Origin of the sequence: Pseudomonas sp. 22515 (assembly GCF_052044625.1) — a bacterium.
Classification (GTDB): domain Bacteria; phylum Pseudomonadota; class Gammaproteobacteria; order Pseudomonadales; family Pseudomonadaceae; genus Aquipseudomonas; species Aquipseudomonas alloputida.
Map to the genome: position 1 here is coordinate 115641 of NZ_JBQENN010000003.1, position 18199 is coordinate 133839.

16 protein-coding genes are annotated in these 18199 nt (G+C 61.8%); 10 read left to right on the forward strand and 6 right to left on the reverse strand.

Annotated elements, in window-relative coordinates:
* Nucleotides 1-112 precede the first annotated feature (112 nt).
* From ACTJJN_RS04945 to ACTJJN_RS04975, 7 genes are all read left to right on the forward strand, one after another.
* Nucleotides 113-595: a hypothetical protein gene (locus tag ACTJJN_RS04945; protein WP_012051294.1), complete on the forward strand. Its 483-nt coding sequence runs from the start codon at nucleotides 113-115 to the stop codon at nucleotides 593-595.
* A gap of 14 nt (nucleotides 596-609) precedes the next feature.
* A complete protein-coding gene (locus ACTJJN_RS04950; RefSeq protein WP_003255197.1) occupies nucleotides 610-996 on the forward strand; it encodes a hypothetical protein in 387 nt (128 codons plus the stop codon).
* 109 nt (nucleotides 997-1105) lie between these two features.
* Nucleotides 1106-2533 carry a di-heme oxidoreductase family protein gene (locus ACTJJN_RS04955; RefSeq protein ID WP_440781027.1) on the forward strand — a complete coding sequence of 476 codons (1428 nt, stop codon included), beginning with the start codon at nucleotides 1106-1108 and terminating at the stop codon, nucleotides 2531-2533.
* Nucleotides 2534-2552: 19 nt separating this feature from the next.
* A complete protein-coding gene (locus ACTJJN_RS04960; RefSeq protein WP_010952113.1) occupies nucleotides 2553-3617 on the forward strand; it encodes an imelysin family protein in 1065 nt (354 codons plus the stop codon).
* Nucleotides 3618-3619: 2 nt separating this feature from the next.
* The gene (locus ACTJJN_RS04965; protein ID WP_004574444.1) at nucleotides 3620-4717 is read left to right on the forward strand and encodes a DUF1513 domain-containing protein; all 1098 of its coding nucleotides are present in this window, start codon (nucleotides 3620-3622) and stop codon (nucleotides 4715-4717) included.
* Nucleotides 4718-4936: 219 nt separating this feature from the next.
* Nucleotides 4937-6085, forward strand: a complete 1149-nt coding sequence (locus tag ACTJJN_RS04970) for an efflux RND transporter periplasmic adaptor subunit (RefSeq protein ID WP_014755415.1) — start codon at nucleotides 4937-4939, stop codon at nucleotides 6083-6085.
* A 12-nt stretch (nucleotides 6086-6097) separates the two neighbouring features.
* A complete protein-coding gene (locus tag ACTJJN_RS04975; RefSeq protein ID WP_440781029.1) occupies nucleotides 6098-9142 on the forward strand; it encodes a multidrug efflux RND transporter permease subunit in 3045 nt (1014 codons plus the stop codon).
* A gap of 108 nt (nucleotides 9143-9250) precedes the next feature.
* Here ACTJJN_RS04975 and ACTJJN_RS04980 read toward each other — a convergent pair whose 3' ends face one another.
* The 5 genes from ACTJJN_RS04980 to colR form a co-directional block, all read right to left on the reverse strand.
* Nucleotides 9251-9484: a hypothetical protein gene (locus ACTJJN_RS04980; RefSeq protein ID WP_003255207.1), complete on the reverse strand. Its 234-nt coding sequence runs from the start codon at nucleotides 9482-9484 to the stop codon at nucleotides 9251-9253.
* Nucleotides 9484-10182, reverse strand: a complete 699-nt coding sequence (locus ACTJJN_RS04985) for a lipopolysaccharide kinase InaA family protein (RefSeq protein ID WP_004574440.1) — start codon at nucleotides 10180-10182, stop codon at nucleotides 9484-9486. Before ACTJJN_RS04985 ends, ACTJJN_RS04980 begins: the two co-directional genes overlap by 1 nt.
* Before the next feature lie 6 nt (nucleotides 10183-10188).
* Entirely contained in the window at nucleotides 10189-10869 is a 681-nt protein-coding gene (locus ACTJJN_RS04990; RefSeq protein WP_010952107.1) for a class I SAM-dependent methyltransferase, read from the reverse strand.
* Nucleotides 10870-10976: 107 nt separating this feature from the next.
* The gene (locus ACTJJN_RS04995; RefSeq protein ID WP_014589790.1) at nucleotides 10977-12287 is read right to left on the reverse strand and encodes a sensor histidine kinase; all 1311 of its coding nucleotides are present in this window, start codon (nucleotides 12285-12287) and stop codon (nucleotides 10977-10979) included.
* Entirely contained in the window at nucleotides 12277-12960 is a 684-nt protein-coding gene (colR, locus tag ACTJJN_RS05000; RefSeq protein ID WP_003255215.1) for a two-component system response regulator ColR, read from the reverse strand. The genes ACTJJN_RS04995 and colR overlap by 11 nt, the downstream gene beginning before the upstream one ends.
* Nucleotides 12961-13143: 183 nt before the next feature.
* On the opposite strand from colR, the gene ACTJJN_RS05005 reads away from it, so the two are divergent.
* Complete coding sequence (locus ACTJJN_RS05005) at nucleotides 13144-13872, forward strand: phosphatase PAP2 family protein (protein WP_047603318.1); 729 nt, start codon at nucleotides 13144-13146, stop codon at nucleotides 13870-13872.
* Between the two features lie 42 nt (nucleotides 13873-13914).
* On the opposite strand, the gene ACTJJN_RS05010 is transcribed toward ACTJJN_RS05005, so the two are convergent.
* Nucleotides 13915-14835, reverse strand: coding sequence for an iron-sulfur-binding ferredoxin reductase (locus tag ACTJJN_RS05010; protein ID WP_047603316.1), 921 nt, complete (start codon nucleotides 14833-14835; stop codon nucleotides 13915-13917).
* Between the two features lie 179 nt (nucleotides 14836-15014).
* Here ACTJJN_RS05010 and ACTJJN_RS05015 point away from each other — a divergent pair, with 179 nt between their 5' ends.
* Both ACTJJN_RS05015 and ACTJJN_RS05020 read left to right on the forward strand, forming a co-directional pair.
* On the forward strand, nucleotides 15015-16262 hold the full coding sequence (locus ACTJJN_RS05015; protein WP_088512977.1) for a hypothetical protein: 1248 nt from the start codon (nucleotides 15015-15017) through the stop codon (nucleotides 16260-16262).
* Between the two features lie 348 nt (nucleotides 16263-16610).
* Nucleotides 16611-18134 carry a fumarate hydratase gene (locus tag ACTJJN_RS05020; protein WP_012051284.1) on the forward strand — a complete coding sequence of 508 codons (1524 nt, stop codon included), beginning with the start codon at nucleotides 16611-16613 and terminating at the stop codon, nucleotides 18132-18134.
* The last annotated feature ends 65 nt before the right edge of the window (nucleotides 18135-18199 follow it).

Consider the following 18199-nt stretch of genomic DNA (forward strand, 5'->3'; position numbering starts at 1 on the left):
CGGCCTTGTGCCGGGCGTTTTCGTTTGCTGCCGGGTAAAACGCTTCCCGCTGCCTGGCGTGCATGCAGATGCTCATCCTGTAGGCCTTCGATCAATCCTAACAGGAGGCACAGTGCTGCAGATTCTTGATGTCTGGGGCGAAGGCCGAATCGTCCAGCGCATGAATGGGGAAGACCTCATCACCGGATTCAACGATGCGTACAACCTGAACAAGGCTGGCCAGCTAATCTCCAACGGGCCGTTCGCTGGCGGGCACATTCCCAACCTCATTGTCGTATACGAATACGATGCTCCGGACTTTCCCCTCGACGACCATGCAGTCCCTCACGTGACGCTGATGGGCGCTCCGATCACCCGGCATGTGGCCGAGGAAATGTGCCGGGTAGTTGCCCGCCCCGGCAAGATCTACCTGTACGACCCCAACGAAACTGACCGCCGTATGTTCGAGGCAGTCGCCATTGACCAAGGGATGCAGCTGCTTGGTCGCTTTCATCCCGCCGAGCTCGACCCACCGTTCAACGAAATCACCTTGCTCGCGGCCTATGTCTATCGCACCCCGACCAGCCCGTTGCCACGCCCGAAAACTGAACATTGAAAGGAAAACACTACATGGCCAACGTCACCTACTTGCGCTCCATCGCCAATAACACGCCTTATACCCTGACCCTGATCGACGGTGAAAACCGCAGCAACAGCCTGGCAGTCGGCGCCCAGCACGTCTGGAATGGCTCGCTGGCCATCCCGTGGATCGGCAGATCGACTGAGAACCACAAGGCCTTGCGCCTGATCCTCGGCCCGTCTGCCGACACCAGCATCTGGTTATTCCAGGATTACTGGCAACCTGCGCACATGGACGCGGTCAAGTGCATTACCGCCTCCTCCATGGAATACACCAGCGAAGACGTCATCGAAGTCATCGGCGATAATCGCGGTGGCGGCAACAAGAACCTGATCGTCAACCTGGTCAACCGACACTTCATGCTCTATATGGCCTGAGCAACCGCGCTGGCAGCGATTTCATCAAGCAAACGCAAATTGCTCTTATTCAATGATCCTGGGCCTGCTAAGCTGCACGCCGGTTTTTCGCTCACGCCCAGGATTCTCGATGTCCTTGTCGCTGTCCCGACTCCCCCCTCTGCTGCTGGCCTTGGCCTTGGCCGCCTGTGACGACGCCCCGCGCTTCACCCACGCCGAGCCCGGCGAAGCGTTGTCGGGTGGCCAGGCGACCGTGCAGCGCAGCGACCGCAATGCCTATTCCCTGCCCTCGGCCAACCTCTCGCCAGCGCTGCGCCTGGACTTCGCCGTTGGCAACAGTTTCTTTCGCAACCCTTGGGTGATCGCGCCGTCAACCACCACCGCGCGTGATGGTCTGGGCCCGCTGTTCAATACCAACGCCTGTCAGAACTGCCACGTGCGCGATGGCCGTGGCCACCCACCAGAGCAGGGCGACAGCAACGCGGTGGGTATGCTGGTGCGCCTGTCGATCCCCGACCAACCCTACCTGGCCAAAGTGATCGAGCGCCTCGGCGTGGTGCCAGAGCCCGTCTACGGTACCCAGTTGCAGGACATGGCCATCCCCGGCGTGGCGCCCGAAGGCAAGGTGCGGGTGAGCTACACCCACGAAACCGTGTCATTCAAGGACGGCCACCAGGTCGAGCTGCGCAAGCCAGCCCTGCAGATCACCCAGCTCGGCTATGGAGTGATGCACCCCGACACGCGTTTTTCTGCGCGGGTGGCACCACCGATGATCGGCCTGGGCCTGCTTGAAGCGATCCCCGAAGCCGACCTGCTGGCCAACGAAGACCCGGACGACCGTAACCGCGATGGCATCCGCGGGCGGGCCAACCGTGTATGGGACGACGCCCAGGGCAAAACAGTGATCGGCCGCTTCGGCTGGAAAGCCGGGCAGCCCAACGTCAACCAGCAAAACGTGCACGCCTTTGCCGGCGACATGGGCCTGACCAGCACCCTGCTGCCCAACGACGATTGCACTCCGGCACAAACCGGCTGCCTGGCTGCGCCCAACGGCGACGGTGCCGATGGCGAGAAAGAAGTCAGCGACAACATCCTGCGCCTGGTCACGTTCTACACCCGCAACCTGGCTGTGCCGGCCCGCCGCGACGTCGGCTCGCCACAGGTGCTGGCGGGCAAGAACCTGTTCTACCAGGCGGGTTGCCAAGGTTGCCACACACCGCAGTTCACCACAGCCGCCGACGCCACCGAACCCGCATTGGCCAACCAGGTCATCCGCCCCTACAGCGACCTGCTGCTGCATGACATGGGCCCGGGGCTGGCCGACGAGCGCACCGAATTCGCCGCCAACGGCCAGGACTGGCGTACGCCGCCACTGTGGGGCATCGGCCTGAGCGAAACGGTCAGCGGCCATAGCCAGTTCCTGCATGACGGCCGCGCCCGCAACCTGCTTGAGGCCGTGCTGTGGCACGGTGGCGAAGCCGAGGCGGCACGCAATTTCGTACTCACTTTCAATGCCGAGCAGCGCGCCGCGTTGCTGGCGTTCCTGAACTCACTTTAAACGCGCAAAGGAGCCGGGCATGTTCCGACCCAAACTGTTGTTCACCAGCCTCGCCGCACTCGCCCTCGGTGCCTGCTCGCCACAAGACCCGCAAGCAGTGACCTCCGCCGCCATCGCCAACCAGGTGATCCTGCCTACCTACAGCCGCTGGGTCGAAGCCGACCGTACGCTGGCTGCCAGTGCCCTGGCCTATTGCGAAGGCAAGGAAAGCCTGGACAAAGCCCGCGCCGACTTCCTCAACGCACAAAAAGCCTGGGCCGAGCTGCAACCGCTACTGGTCGGCCCGTTGGCTGAAGGCAACCGCGCCTGGCAGGTCCAATTCTGGCCTGACAAGAAAAACCTGGTCGGCCGTCAGGTCGAGCAACTGGTCAACGGCGACAAGCCGGTTGATGCTGAGGCTTTGGGCAAGTCCAGCGTAGTGGTACGTGGCTTGTCGGCCTATGAGTACATCCTGTTCGACAGCAAGCCGGACATCGCCACTGCCGAACAGAAAGCCCGCTACTGCCCGCTGCTGGTGGCCATCGGCGCGCACCAGAAGGCCTTGGCAGAGGAGATTCTCAAAGGCTGGAACAGCACCGATGGCATGCTTTCGCAGATGACCAAGTTCCCCAACCAGCGCTACGCCGATTCCCACGAGGCTATCGCCGATCTGCTGCGCGCCCAGGTGACCGCCCTGGATACCCTGAAGAAGAAGCTCGGCGCACCGATGGGCCGTCAGAGCAAGGGCATCCCGCAGCCGCTGCAGGCCGAGGCCTGGCGCAGCCACAACTCGATGAATAGCCTGCAGGCCAGCCTCAAGGCCGCCGAAGCTGTCTGGGTCGGGGTAGACAACCAGGGCCTGCGCGGCCTGCTGCCCAGCGATCAGAAAGCGCTGGCGGACAAGATCGACGCTGCCTACGCAACCTCGCTCAAGTTGCTGGCCGATAACCAGAAAACGCTGGGTGAGCTGCTGGCCGACGACGCCGGTCAGCAAACCCTCAACCAGATCTACGACAGCTTGAACGTCGTCCACCGCCTGCACGAAGGCGATCTTGCCAAGGCGCTGAACATCCAGCTGGGCTTCAATGCCAACGACGGTGACTGATCATGCTGCGACGCCAGGCACTCAAACTCGGTAGCGTATTGCTCAGTGCCCTCACCTTGGGCGGCTGGAGCCTGTTCCGCAACAAAGGCAGCGAACCCTTGCTGCTCTCGGCGCGTGACAACGGCAACGGCCAGCACTTTGCCGTAGGTTTTCGCCTGGACGGCACACAGGTGTTCAGCACCCAGGTCGCTCAGCGTTGCCATGCCATCATCCACCACCCCGAGCTGCCCATCGCCCTGTTCGTCGCCCGCCGCCCAGGCACCGAAAGCTACCTGATCGACCTGCGTGACGGGCGCCTGCTGCAAACAGTAACCTCGCAGCCGAACCGGCACTTCTATGGCCACGCCGTCGTGCACAAAGGTGGCGAATGGCTGTATGCCACCGAGAACGACACCACCGACCCCGGGCGCGGTGTGCTTGGCGTGTACCGTTTCGAAGGCGAACGCCTGGTGCACACCGGTGAGATCCCGACCCACGGTATCGGCCCGCACGAGGTTGCCTGGCTGCCTGACGGTGAAACGCTGGTCGTGGCCAACGGCGGTATCCGTACCGAAGCCGAAAGCCGTGTCGAGATGAACCTCGACGCCATGCAACCGAGCCTGGTGCTGATGCAGCGCGACGGCACCCTGCTGAGCAAGGAAACCCTGACCCAGCAGATGAACAGCGTGCGACACCTGGCAGTGGCCAGCGATGGCACCATCGCCGCCTGCCAGCAGTTCATGGGCGATGCCGATGAAACTGCCGAGCTGCTGGCGATCAAGCGCCCGGGCGAGCCATTCAAGGCCTTCCCGGTGCCAGAGCGGCAACTGCAAGCCATGGCCCAATACACCGCAAGCGTTGCCATCCACAGCGAGCTGCGGCTGGTGGCGCTGACGGCACCGCGGGCCAACCGCCTGTTCGTCTGGGACCTGGACAGCGGCGCGGTGCGGCTGGATGCCCCGATGCCCGACTGCGCAGGCGTTGGCGCGGTGAAGGACGGCTTTGTCGTCACCTCCGGGCAGGGCCGCTGCCGGTTCTACGATTGCCGCAAGGCCGAACTGGTCGGGCAACCGATGAACCTGCCGTCCGGCTTCTGGGACAACCACCTGCATCTCGTCTGATTGTTCTGTTGCACTCACTGGCCTTCTCGCAGCTAAAGCCGATCCCACAGGGTTCTACACAGTCCCTGTAGGAGCGGCTTTAGCCGCGAAAAGGCCGGCACAGGCATTTACCCCCCCCATCTCCGGAAAAACAGTCAATACTTCCCCCATCCACACGTGGGCAGGATCGCCCGTTGTCGTGTAGAAGCGAATAACAACTGCATCCAAGGAACCGGACCTATGCTGCGCCGCCGCATGCTCATCATGTTGGCCGTGGTTCTGCTGATCGTGCTGGCCCTGGGGGGTTACAAAGCCTTCTCGATCTACCAGCAGATCCAGATGTTCACTGCCCCCAAGCCCCCTATCACCGTGGCGGCTGCCATGGCTGAACAGCGCCCGTGGCAAGAGCGCCTGCCCGCTGTCGGCAGCCTCAAGGCGCTGCAGGGTGTGGATCTGAGCCTGGAGGTGGAAGGCATCGTCAAATCCCTGCACTTCGACTCAGGCCAGCAGGTCAAGGCCGGGCAACTGCTCTTGCAGCTCAATGACGATCAGGAAACAGCCCTGCTCGGTACCGCCCTGGCCGACCTGGGCCTGGCCAAGGTCGACTTCGGCCGTGGCAGCCAGCTGGTGGGCGATTCGGCCATCTCCCGCGGCGAGTTCGACCGCCTTTCCTCCCAGTACCGGCGCAACCAGGCAGTGGTCGAGCAGCTTAAGGCGCAGAAGATCAAGAAACGCATCAATGCGCCTTTCAGCGGCACCATCGGCATCCGCCAGGTGGACATCGGCCAGTACCTGGCCGCCGGGGCTGTGATCGCCACCCTGCAAGACACGTCCAGCCTGTACGTAGACTTCAACGTGCCGGAACAGGCCCTGCCACGCCTGAGCCTGGGCCAGCAGGTGCTGGTGCAAGTGGCCGCCTACCCCGGCCAGCGCTTCCCCGCCAGCCTCAGCGCCATCAACCCCAAGGTCGAGGAAACCACGCGCAACCTGCTGGTACGTGCCACCCTGGCCAACCCCGACGGCAAACTGCTGCCAGGCATGTTCGCCAGCCTGTTGATCCTGCTGCCCAACCCGCAGCCACAAGTGGTGGTGCCGGAAAGCGCCATTACCTACACCCTGTATGGCAACTCGGTGTATGTCGCCTCACCGAAAAAGGACAAGGACGGCAAGCCGGAGTACGACGACAAGGGCCAACCCCAGCTGGTCGCCGAACAGCGCACGGTAAAGACTGGCGAGCGCCGAGACGGCGTGGTTGTAGTCAGCGAAGGCCTGCAGGCCGGGGAACAGGTGGTCACCGCCGGGCAGCTGAAACTCACACCCGGTGCCGCGATACGCATTGGCCAGGACAACGCCCTCAAGCCCGAACCGGGCGCGGCGGCCAAGGACTGACAGGAGGCTGGCATGGCGTTCACCGACCCGTTCATCCGCCGCCCGGTGCTGGCCAGCGTGGTCAGCCTGCTGATTCTGCTGCTCGGCTTCCAAGCCTGGAACAAGCTGCAGATCCGCCAGTACCCGCAAATGGAAAACGCCCTGATCACGGTCACTACCGCCTACCCCGGGGCCAACGCCGAAACCATTCAGGGCTATATCACCCAGCCATTGCAGCAAAGCCTGGCCAGCGCCGAAGGCATTGACTACATGACCTCGGTGAGCCGGCAGAACTTCTCGATCATTTCCATTTACGCGCGCGTTGGCGCCGACAGCGACCGGCTGTTCACCGAACTGCTGGCCAAGGCCAATGAGGTGCGTAACAAGCTTCCCCAGGACTCAGAAGACCCGGTACTGAGCAAGGAAGCTGCCGACGCCTCGGCGCTGATGTACGTCAGCTTCTACAGCAAGGAAATGAGCAACCCGCAGATCACCGACTACCTGTCACGTGTTATCCAGCCCAAGCTGGCCACTTTGCCGGGCATGGCCGAGGCGGAGATCCTCGGCAACCAGGTGTTCGCCATGCGCCTTTGGCTGGACCCGGTGAAGCTGGCCGGTTTCGGCCTTTCGGCTACCGACGTGACCAATGCCGTACGCCGCTACAACTTCCTTTCCGCCGCTGGCGAGGTGAAAGGCGAATACGTGGTCACCAGCGTCAACGCCAGCACCGAACTGAAGTCGGCCGAGGCGTTCGCCGCCCTGCCGCTCAAGACCAGCGGTGACAGCCGCGTGCTGCTGGGCGATGTGGCGCGGGTCGAGATGGGCGCAGAAAACTACGACACGGTCAGCTCGTTCGACGGCACCCCGTCGGTCTATATCGGCATCAAGGCCACCCCGGCCGCCAACCCACTGGATGTCATCAAGGAAGTGCGGCGCATCATGCCTGAGCTGGAAAGCCAGCTGCCCTCGGCATTGAAAGTGTCGATTGCCTACGACGCCACGCGGTTCATCCAGGCCTCGATCGACGAAGTGATCAAGACCCTGGGCGAAGCGGTGCTGATCGTCATCGTGGTGGTGTTCCTGTTCCTCGGTGCCCTGCGCTCGGTACTGATTCCGGTGGTGACCATACCGCTGTCGATGATCGGTGTACTGTTCTTCATGCAGATGATGGGCTACTCGCTCAACCTGCTGACCCTGCTCGCCATGGTGCTGGCCATCGGCCTGGTGGTGGACGATGCCATTGTGGTGGTGGAAAACATTCACCGGCACATGGAAGAAGGCAAGTCGCCGTTCGACGCAGCCCTGGAAGGCGCGCGCGAAATTGCCATGCCAGTGGTGTCCATGACCATCACCCTTGCCGCCGTGTATGCACCGATCGGCTTCCTCACCGGGCTCACCGGCGCGCTGTTCAAGGAGTTTGCCCTGACGCTGGCCGGGGCGGTGGTCATTTCCGGTATCGTTGCCCTGACCCTGTCACCGATGATGTGCGCCCTGCTGCTGCGCCGGGAGCAGAACCCGAGCGGCCTGGCCCACCGCCTCGACCAGCTGTTCGAACGCCTGAAAGGGCGCTACCAGCGTGTGCTGCACGCCACCCTCGACAGCCGGCCGGTGGTGCTGGTGTTGGCCGTGATCATCCTGTGCCTGATCCCGGTGCTGCTCAAATTCACCCAGAACGAACTGGCGCCGAACGAGGACCAGGGGGTGATTTTCATGATGAGCAGCTCGCCTCAACCGGCCAACCTCGACTACCTCAACGCCTACACCGACCAGTTCACACCGCTGTTCAAGGCCTTCCCCGAGTATTACTCGTCGTTTCAGATCAACGGCTTCAACGGCGTGCAGACTGGTATCGGTGGTTTTTTGCTCAAGCCCTGGAACGAGCGCGAACGCACACAGATGGAGCTACTGCCGCTGGTGCAGGCCAAACTCGAGGAAATCAGCGGGCTGCAGATCTTCGGCTTCAACCTGCCGTCGTTGCCCGGCACTGGCGAGGGCTTGCCATTCCAGTTTGTGATCAATACCGCTGGCGACTACCCGGCACTGCTGGACGTGGCCCAGCGCATCAAGACGCGCGCTCAGGCATCGGGCAAGTTCGCCTTCCTCGATATCGATCTTGCCTTCGACAAGCCCGAAGTGGTGGTGGACATCGACCGGGCAAAGGCGGCGCAGATGGGGGTGTCGATGGACACCCTCGGCGGCACCCTGGCGACCCTGCTGGGCGAGGCGGAAATCAACCGCTTCACCCTTGAAGGCCGCAGTTACAAGGTGATCGCCCAGGTTGAACGGCCTTACCGCGACAACCCCGGCTGGCTGAACAACTACTACGTGAAGAACGAGCAGGGCCAGTTGTTGCCGTTGTCGACCCTGATCACCCTCACCGACCGCGCTCGCCCACGCCAGCTCAACCAGTTCCAGCAACTGAACGCTGCGATCATCCAGGGCGTCCCCATGGTCAGCCTGGGCGAGGCACTGAAGACCGTGCAGGACATCGCTCGCGAAGAGGCCCCGGAGGGCTTTGCCTTCGACTACGCCGGCGTGGCCCGCCAGTATGTGCAGGAAGGCAGCGCATTGTGGGTCACCTTCGGCCTGGCGCTGGCGATCATTTTCCTCGTGCTGGCTGCACAGTTCGAAAGCTTCCGCGACCCGTTGGTGATTCTGGTGACCGTGCCGTTGTCCATCTGTGGCGCGCTTTTGCCGCTGTTCCTGGGTGTGTCGAGCATGAACATCTACACCCAGGTCGGGCTGGTGACATTGATCGGGCTTATCAGCAAGCACGGAATCCTGATCGTCGAGTTCGCCAATCAGCTACGCGATGAGCGTGGCCTAAGTGTGCGCGAAGCGATCGAGGAAGCAGCGGCCATTCGCCTGCGGCCGGTGCTGATGACCACCGCGGCGATGGTGTTCGGCATGGTGCCGCTGATTCTGGCAACCGGGGCGGGAGCGGTCAGCCGATTTGACATCGGTATGGTGATTGCCACCGGGATGTCGATTGGCACGCTGTTTACCTTGTTTGTGTTGCCGTGCGTCTACACCCTGCTGGCGCACAAGGCGAGCGCCAAGGCACCTGCAATCGCTTGAACCGACCTGTGGGGGCGGGCTTGCCCGCGAAGAGGCCGGCAACGCAGATGCAAAAAGCCAAAGGCCCCGCAATCGCGAGGCCTCTGGCTTTTTCAGCTAACGCAGGGTTCATCCAAATGGCCGCAACCCTTGACGCAGGCCAAACAGGAACAGCAAAAGGTCCTGGTCCGGCTCGCTCTGGGCCTGCTGCTGCGGTTTTGCATCCCGCGGCAACGCGCACTGGTCTGCCATCTCAGCCTTGCTGAACACCGTTGGCCTCGGCTCTTCCCAGGCAGCCACCGCCACGGTGGTCACCGCCAGGCCCGCTACCAGGAACAAAGCTCGAGCAATTTCTAGTTTCATTACTCTAACCCTTTGACAGCGCTGCCAAACGCCATCTTGTAAAAGTAGAGCAGTGTCTGCCATTCCGCGTCATTGAGCGACGAATGGCGGCGTAGCTGACGCAAGTCATTGCCGGCCGCCCGCTGGCAGCTGATACGCCGCCTGCACTTTTCCAGGTCCAGCAGCGCCACTTCGACGCGGGCCTGCTCGCCCTCGCCGATTACCTTGATGAATACGTGCTTGCCATACAGGCAGCCGTGCTGCCAGTGCCCCAGGTGCATCCGCGCCAGGTTGTCCGCCAGGTCCTTGAGCATGCGCTCATGCACCACCTGCGGGTAACGCTCGCGGGCACCTTCGGCATGCCAGGTGTCGAGTTCGACAAAACCGTCCAGCGCTTCGCTGACCAGCAGCGCGCGCCACTGGTGCTCGGCATCACGCTGTGCGCCACAGAAGACGATGCGCGGTACACGCACGCCCAACTGCTCGAAACTGTTCAGCGCATCGAGTTCACGCAACACAGTCGGCCGACCAAAAGGGTGCAACAGGCTGCGGTAGATATGCCCAACCTGGCGTTTGGCATACAACAGCTTGCCATCGGCATCGTTAAGGCGTTGCACGCCACTCTCGCCGCCGCGGCGCTGGTTAGGCTCCTCGACCCACTCGCCTTGCTGGCGCCAGTAAAAATCGAACTGCGCTTCCCCTTTATGGGCTACAGCCATCAAACACTACCCCTTACGCAATACATAGACCCGCCACATGGCATAGAACGGCAGGAAGTCCAGGCGCTCCTGGATTCTGAAGCCGGCGGCCCTGAATTCTTCTTCGACCGTTTCGGCAGGTAACACGAAACGGTTCTGGTAATTATCCTGCTCGGCCTTGGCGCTACGGCGCTGCTCCAGCTTTTTCCGGCGCCAGGCCTTGAAGTTGCCATCCACCCACAGTGACAGGATCACGCTATCACGGCTAACTCGTTGAAATTCCGAAAGAATGGTCTTTCTGTGCGCCGACTCGCCAATGTGATGGAACAGGCGCATGCAGAAAATGCTGTCCACGGCGTTGTCTGGCAGGTCGATGGCAAATGCCGAAGTCTGCAAAGGCCGTACCCGTGCCACCACTTCTGGCGGCTGCGCCGCACAGGCTGTCTCGATCATGGCCTCGGAGTTGTCGGCACCGATGATTACCCGATTGGGCTTTTCCGCCAACAGCGGCCAGAAACGGCCCGCTCCGCATGGCAGGTCGAGTACCAGGCCAGGCTCGCCCGCCAATGCCAAGGCGCGGCGCGCCAACTGCTCATCTCGCTTGTGGGAAAGGCGTCGCGCCAGGCCGTCCTGGTGCTTGAGAAAGTACTCGCGTGCATGGTCTTTGTCGTACTTCTCGGAAAATTCAAGCTTGATGGGGCTACGCATTGGGCATCTCCTGACTCCATTGCGCCCACACTAGTCATGCAAGCGTTGGAATCAGGTCATGCCAATGTGAAAAAAACGTTGAGCACTATTTGACCTGATACAAAACATTACTCGACCAAGGTGTCCGGGTCGCCTTTGGCCACGGTGTTGCTCAGGTCCACCTGGAAGCGGCAGCCATGCGGCAAGGTGGATGTCAGGGTGACACGCCAACCTTGGTCGTCGCAGATCCGCTGCACCAGCGAAAGCCCCAGCCCAAGCCCCTCGCCACGCCGTTCATCGCCGCGCACGAACGGCCTGAACATGGCCTCGCGCTGCTCTTCGGGGATACCCACGCCGCTGTCCTCTACGCTGAAACCGTTGGCTTCCAGGCTCAGGCGGATATACCCACTGTCGGTGTAGTGCGCCGCATTGCGCAGCAGGTTGCCCATCACCGACTGCAGGAAGGTGGCGTTGTACAGCACAGGGCTAGCGCTCACGCGACCATCGAAATACAGGGTGAGGCCTTTCTGTTCGATGGTGTCGCGCCACACCCCGATGAGCTCGTCGGCCACTTCGCGCAGGGTCGCCCGTGACGCCACTGCCCCCTCATCACGCTGCGCGCGGGCCAACATGAGGAAGGTCTTGACCAGCTCGCGCATTTCTTCGGTGGCCCGCGCCACGCGCTCCACCTGGCTACGCGCACGGGCATCGAGGCCGGGGTTTTCCATCAGAAGCTCACACGAGGTCGCCAACACCATCAACGGCGTGCGCAGCTCGTGGCTGACGTCGCTGGTGAACAGCCGCTCGCGGGTCAGCGCATCACGCAGGCGGCCCAGGGTGTCGTCGAAAGCCACTGCAAGCTGGCCGACTTCGTCTGCCGCATAATCCGGAGCCAGCGGCGGGGCCAGGCCCAGTAGTTGATCGCGGTGTCGCACCTGACGCGCCAGGCGGATGACCGGTGCCATTACCCGACGTGCAACCAGCCAGCCAAGGATGACCGCCAACACCAGGCTGAGCACGAAGCCCACCACAACCACGGCAAACAGTACGCGCTCGCGCTCCTCGAAGTCGCTCTGGTCCTGCAGCAGTACATAGCGGCGACCATCAACAATCTCGACCATGGCGTGGTAGGACAGCTGGTCTCGGAACACTTCGTGGAAACCGCGGTCGAGGTGCCGCAGGTCCTTGGGCAGCTCGAAGTCGTCACGCCCGCCACTGAAATAGAACAGCTGGTCTGGGCGAGGCCGATGACTCCAGTCACTGACGCTGTCCATACGCAACAGGCGCTGCAGGTCACCGCCCAGTACCGAGGAAATCAGTCGCTCTTCGACCAGGTGCACCGTGCCGACGATACCGAATGCGAAGGCCCCGGCCACCAGCGCACTCATCAGGGCAAAGGCGATGATGATGCGCTGGGCAAGGCTTTGCTTAAACTCCATCGCGGCCCTCGGCGAGGCGATAGCCGACGCCATGGACGGTATGCAGCAACGGTTTTTCAAACGGTTTGTCGATCACCTGGCGCAACTGATGCACATGGCTGCGCAGGCTGTCGCTATCGGGGCAGTCATCGCCCCACAAGGCTTCTTCCAGCACCTCGCGGCGCAGTACGTGCGGGCTTTTCTGCATCAGTACCGCCAGCAGCTTGAGGCCGACCGGGTTAAGCTTCAGCAGGCGCCCCTGGCGGGTTACCTCAAGGGTATCGAGGTCGTAGCTCAGGTCAGCCACCTGCAGGGTGCGGCGCCCACCGCCCTGGGCACGGCGCAGCACCGCTTCGATGCGCGCCGCCAGCTCCGACAGGGCAAATGGCTTGAGCAGGTAGTCGTCAGCCCCAGAGCGGAAGCCCTGCAGGCGGTCGTCCAGCTGGTCACGGGCAGTGAGCATGATCACCGGCGTGTCACGGCGGGCATCTTCGCGCAAGCGCTTGCACAGGGTGTAGCCATCGATGCCTGGCAGCATGATGTCGAGTACGATCAGGTCGTAGTGTTCGGTGGCGGCCAAATGCAGCCCGGACAGGCCATCCTGGGCACAGTCGACGGTGTAGCCTTTCATGCCCAGGTAATCGGCCAGGTTGGCCAGGATATCGCGGTTGTCTTCAACCAAAAGAATGCGCATCGGTTTCTCCTGTGCGGCGCTCTTCGCTGTGGTGCGCGGCAGGCGCAGCTTAAGGCCTATGCCTGCACGGTGCCAGCCCTGGGGAAAATTCACCGCACTTGACGGTTTTTTCACTGATCCTTCACGGACACAGGATAGCGGGCGCCCGACAATACCCGATCTTTTTCGCGCCCTGGAGCCGTCATGCAGCAACGCACCTCCCCTCGCCCGATCAACTATTGGCTGTACCTGGGGATTCCCCTGGCGACTGCGCTGGCCTTGATCCTGCTGGAGCTGACTTCAGTCGACATGGATGTCGCCAACCTGTTCTTCGACCCCGCTGCCGGGCAGTTCATTGGCCGCCACAGTTACCTGCTGGAAAACATCCTGCATGACCGGGTCAAGCAAGTGGTGATCCTGTTGGGGGTGATATCGCTGCTGACCTTTGCCGCGAGCTTTTTCTGGAAGCGCCTGTTTGGCTGGCGCCGTGAACTGGGCTGCCTGGCGCTGGCACTGGGCTTGTCCACGGCGTTTGTCACGCCGCTGAAAAAAGTCACCCAGGTGCAGTGCCCTTGGAGCCTGACCCAGTTTGGCGGCACCGAAACCTACAGCAAGCTGCTGGAACCACGGCCGCCTACCGACAAGCCTGGGCTGTGCTGGCCGGGCGGGCATGCAGCGACCGGTTTCTGCCTGTTCGCCTTGTTTTTCATGCTGCGTGATCGCAAGCCGCGCCTGGCGCGGGTGGCATTTGCAGTGGCCTTGATAGCAGGGTCGGTACTGTCGGTGGGCAGGATGATGCAGGGGGCGCACTTCCTGTCGCACAATGTGTGGACGGCAGTGTTCTGCTGGTTGATCGGATTGGGGTCGTATTACCTGGTTCTCTATCGGCGGGGGCAGGCCGAGGTGCCCGTCGCCGAGCGCAGCGCCGCATGAAAGAGGGGCCGCTTTGCGGCCCTTCGCACGTCAAGGCGACCCTCAGGCATGCTCGACGAACACATCAGCAAACACCTGCCCCCGCGGTACCCCTGCCATGAACATCCGCCGGGCAAACCGCTCGACACTCGCCGGTGCCCCACACAGCAGCGCCACCGTCTGGCGCGACAACAGGCGCATCCCGGCCAACGCTTCATCCACATGCTCCACCAGCACCAGCTCGACACTCACCCCGGGCAGCTCCAGCAGCTTCTCCGCCAGATAGTGCCCAGCCGGATCCCGCGCCACATGCACCACCCGGATTTCGCCCCGATGCCCCCGGCGCAACGCTTCGCGCAAGATACCCCAGAGCGGCGCCAGCCCGGTTCCCGCAGCCAGCAACCACAGCGGCCGCTCCTGCCAATCAGGGTCGTAATGAAGGGCTCCGCCTCTGAACTCCCCCAAACGCATCTGATCGCCGACCTGCAGACCACGCGCCTTGTCGCAAAAGGCACCAGGCCGCTGGCAATCGATATGAAACTCGAGAAAATCATCCTCACCCGGCAGGCTGGCCAAGGAATAAGGCCGAGCAACCGCGCCTAGCCACAGCACCACGTGCTGCCCCGCCTGGTAACGCACCACCCGATCGGGGCGCAACCGCAGGCGCAATACATCGCCAAACCAGTCCAACGCACAGACCTGTGCCGGTACACCACCCAGCAAGGGGTCGTATAGCGCCACACGCAGGTCCTCGACCACCCGGCACTGGCAAGCCAGGCGCCAGCCCTGGGCGTGCTTCTCCAACGCCAATGCCTCGGGCAAAGCGTCTGCCGGTTGCCCGTCCAGGCAGTGCACCAGGCAGGCGTGGCAACTGCCGGCGCGGCAACTGTAAGGCACATTAAGCCCCGCCTCGTTGAGGGCATCGAGCAGGTTGCTGCCAATGGGCACAGTCCAACGGCGCAAGCCCACACAGATTATGGGCATGATTACAGTTTCTCCAAAACCAGGAACCTGACGGCGGGTTTCATGGCGAATGTACCACAGCGACGGCAGAATTATTTTTTTACAATCAACGAATTGAGTGTCAACTGACAAATTTGACAGTTTAACCTTGATGGCTAACACATCACGCTGGGATCTCCTCAAGCGTGGAGGTACCCATCATGAAATTCACACCTATAAAATCAGAACTATTAGACCCTGACTATGGCGAACAAGGCATTGCTTATCCAGACCTGAACTTGGTGTCAATAAACGCCTCAACAGTCTCAGCCAAAGATGATAAATGGCGCCTGTGCGTAGGTCAGACCCGTATTGGCGATGCGTTGGGTTATGCGCTCATGCGCATAGACCACAACGGGAAATTGGATACTACGTTTGGCAAAGGCGGCTTGGCTACCGGAACCTTCAAAGAGGGCTACAACTCTTCATCCGCAGGCATTCATCTGCACGGCGAGCACATCATCATCACGGGCACCTGCCGCGACCCATCGACCAACTTGGAGTTGCCGGCGCTGGCTCGTTTCACTGCGAACGGGCAGTTGGACACCCGATTCGGCAGCCATGGACACAAGGTCATCGAACTGCCCCCGGCACCTCCGAAGTCCTCAACAAATCCGACAACGAATCCGGCAGCGGCACCGCCCCTCACCAGCATATCCAGCACAGACGGAGTTTTTGTTACCTACCAGTACCCCTGGTCACACAGCGTGCTGATGAAGTTTAACTTCGACGGAGATTACGACACCAGCTTCAATAAGGTTGGATATAAATTCCTGACCCCTCCTCAATCTTCCGAAAGCTCCGGAAGAGTCTGCTTGATCACAGGCAGAAAAATCTATGTCTGCGGCATCACTACAATCAAGGACGACAGTGGCCCCTACATAGTCTGCTTGAAAGACACCGGTTTGGAAGATGGAGAGTTTGGTGCGAATGGATATTTACTATCGGAGCTCGCGAGCGGGTTGTATTTCCATGATCTGGATACGCTGAATGATGAAGGCAGCATCGTTTGCATCGCCTCCGTGGGCCTGCAAAAAGGCTACCTGACGGCCTTTACGCGCAGCGGCTCGAAAATCCCCGGCTTCGGCGGCACCACCGAATTTGGTGGCGAGGGCGGGCAGTGGACAAGCGGATACGTCAACCGTTCCCTGGAGAAAATTATCACCTCCGGTTCCACGTTAGGCGGTGAAGAAGCTGATGTCGTCGTCGGGCGCTTCAACCTTGACGGAACTCCTGACACAGCATTTGGTGAAAACCGCGGCTGGGGACGCATTGCATTGGGTGACAGCATGGATATTGCCGTGAGATCCAGCGCCGAGGTGACTGGCAAAACCATCATCTGCGGAACCGATTTCGAGTCCGGTCGTGCCCGCGTGGGCTTTTTACTCCGTTGCAACACGGACAGTTGACCCCATCACCTCTGCTACGTTGTAGTGATCAAAGGCCGAGTTCACCTTAACCCGTGCACGAGCTCGGCCTGTACCCTCCATATTCTTCAGTCGGCTCACCCCCTATCACCACTCAGCCTCTTGGATACCTGTCGCCTGCGACGTCACGCTTGGCAGAAAAACCATGCCTGCCCGTTACCGACCATGGTCCAGACCGGCCGCAGGTGTGCCGGGCACGGATGCGCGCTATACTGCCGCGCCTTTTTCCGTCGGCCTGACCTGCCGGCGCCTTGCAAGGCGCTTCGACGTGCTGGTCGGCTATGTCGAGCGTCTTTTTGAATGTTCCCGTCTTTAAGAGGAGCGCGCTGCATGACCGTGATCAAGCAAGACGACCTGATTCAGAGCGTCGCCGACGCCCTGCAATTCATCTCGTACTACCACCCCGTCGATTTCATCCAGGCCATGCACGAGGCCTATCTGCGTGAGGAGTCGCCTGCTGCACGCGATTCCATCGCCCAGATCCTGATCAACTCGCGCATGTGCGCCACCGGCCATCGTCCAATCTGCCAGGACACCGGTATCGTCACCGTGTTCATCCGCGTGGGCATGGACGTGCGCTGGGATGGCGCCACCATGAGCGTCGACGACATGATCAACGAAGGTGTGCGTCGCGCCTACAACCTGCCTGAAAACGTCCTGCGCGCTTCGATCCTGGCCGACCCGGCCGGTGCCCGCAAGAACACCAAGGACAACACCCCGGCAGTGATCCACTACTCCATCGTCCCCGGCGACAAGGTGGAAGTCGATGTCGCAGCCAAGGGCGGCGGCTCGGAAAACAAGTCGAAGATGGCCATGCTCAACCCGTCCGACTCGATCGTCGACTGGGTACTGAAGACCGTGCCGACCATGGGTGCTGGCTGGTGCCCGCCTGGCATGCTCGGCATCGGCATCGGCGGTACCGCCGAGAAGGCCGCGGTCATGGCCAAGGAAGTGTTGATGGAGTCCATCGACATTCACGAACTGAAAGCCCGTGGCCCACAGAACCGCCTGGAAGAAATCCGCCTGGAGCTGTTCGACAAAGTCAACCAGCTGGGCATCGGCGCCCAGGGCCTGGGTGGCCTGACCACCGTGCTCGACGTCAAGATCATGGATTACCCGACCCACGCGGCGTCCTTGCCGGTGTGCATGATCCCCAACTGCGCCGCTACCCGCCACGCCCACTTCGTGCTTGATGGCACCGGCCCGGCAGAGCTGGAAGCGCCGTCGCTGGACGCCTACCCGGAAATCGTCTGGGAAGCCGGCCCAAGCGCCCGTCGCGTCAACCTCGACGACATTACTCCGGAAGAAGTGGCCAGCTGGAAGCCGGGCGAAACCATCCTGCTCAACGGCAAGATGCTGACCGGCCGCGATGCCGCGCACAAGCGCATGGTTGAAATGCTCAACCGTGGCGAAGCGTTGCCGGTAGACCTGAAAGGCCGCTTCATCTACTACGTCGGCCCGGTCGACCCGGTGGGTGACGAAGTGGTAGGCCCAGCCGGCCCGACCACTGCTACCCGTATGGACAAGTTCACCCGCCAGATCCTTGAGCAGACTGGCCTGCTGGGCATGATCGGCAAGTCCGAGCGTGGCCCGACCGCCATCGAGGCGATCAAGGACAACAAGGCCGTGTACCTGATGGCTGTTGGCGGCGCTGCCTACCTGGTCGCCCAGGCCATCCGCAAGTCGAAGGTATTGGCCTTCGCCGAGCTGGGCATGGAAGCGATCTACGAGTTCGAGGTCAAGGACATGCCGGTGACCGTCGCTGTGGACAGCAACGGCGAGTCGGTACACATCACTGGCCCTGCCCTGTGGCAGAGCAAGATTGCCGAAAGCCTGGCCGTCGAAGTGAAGTAACCTGATGTAACTGCGGCGGCGGCTTCGCGGGCAAGCCCGCTCCCACACGTACAGCGCAAGCCAGA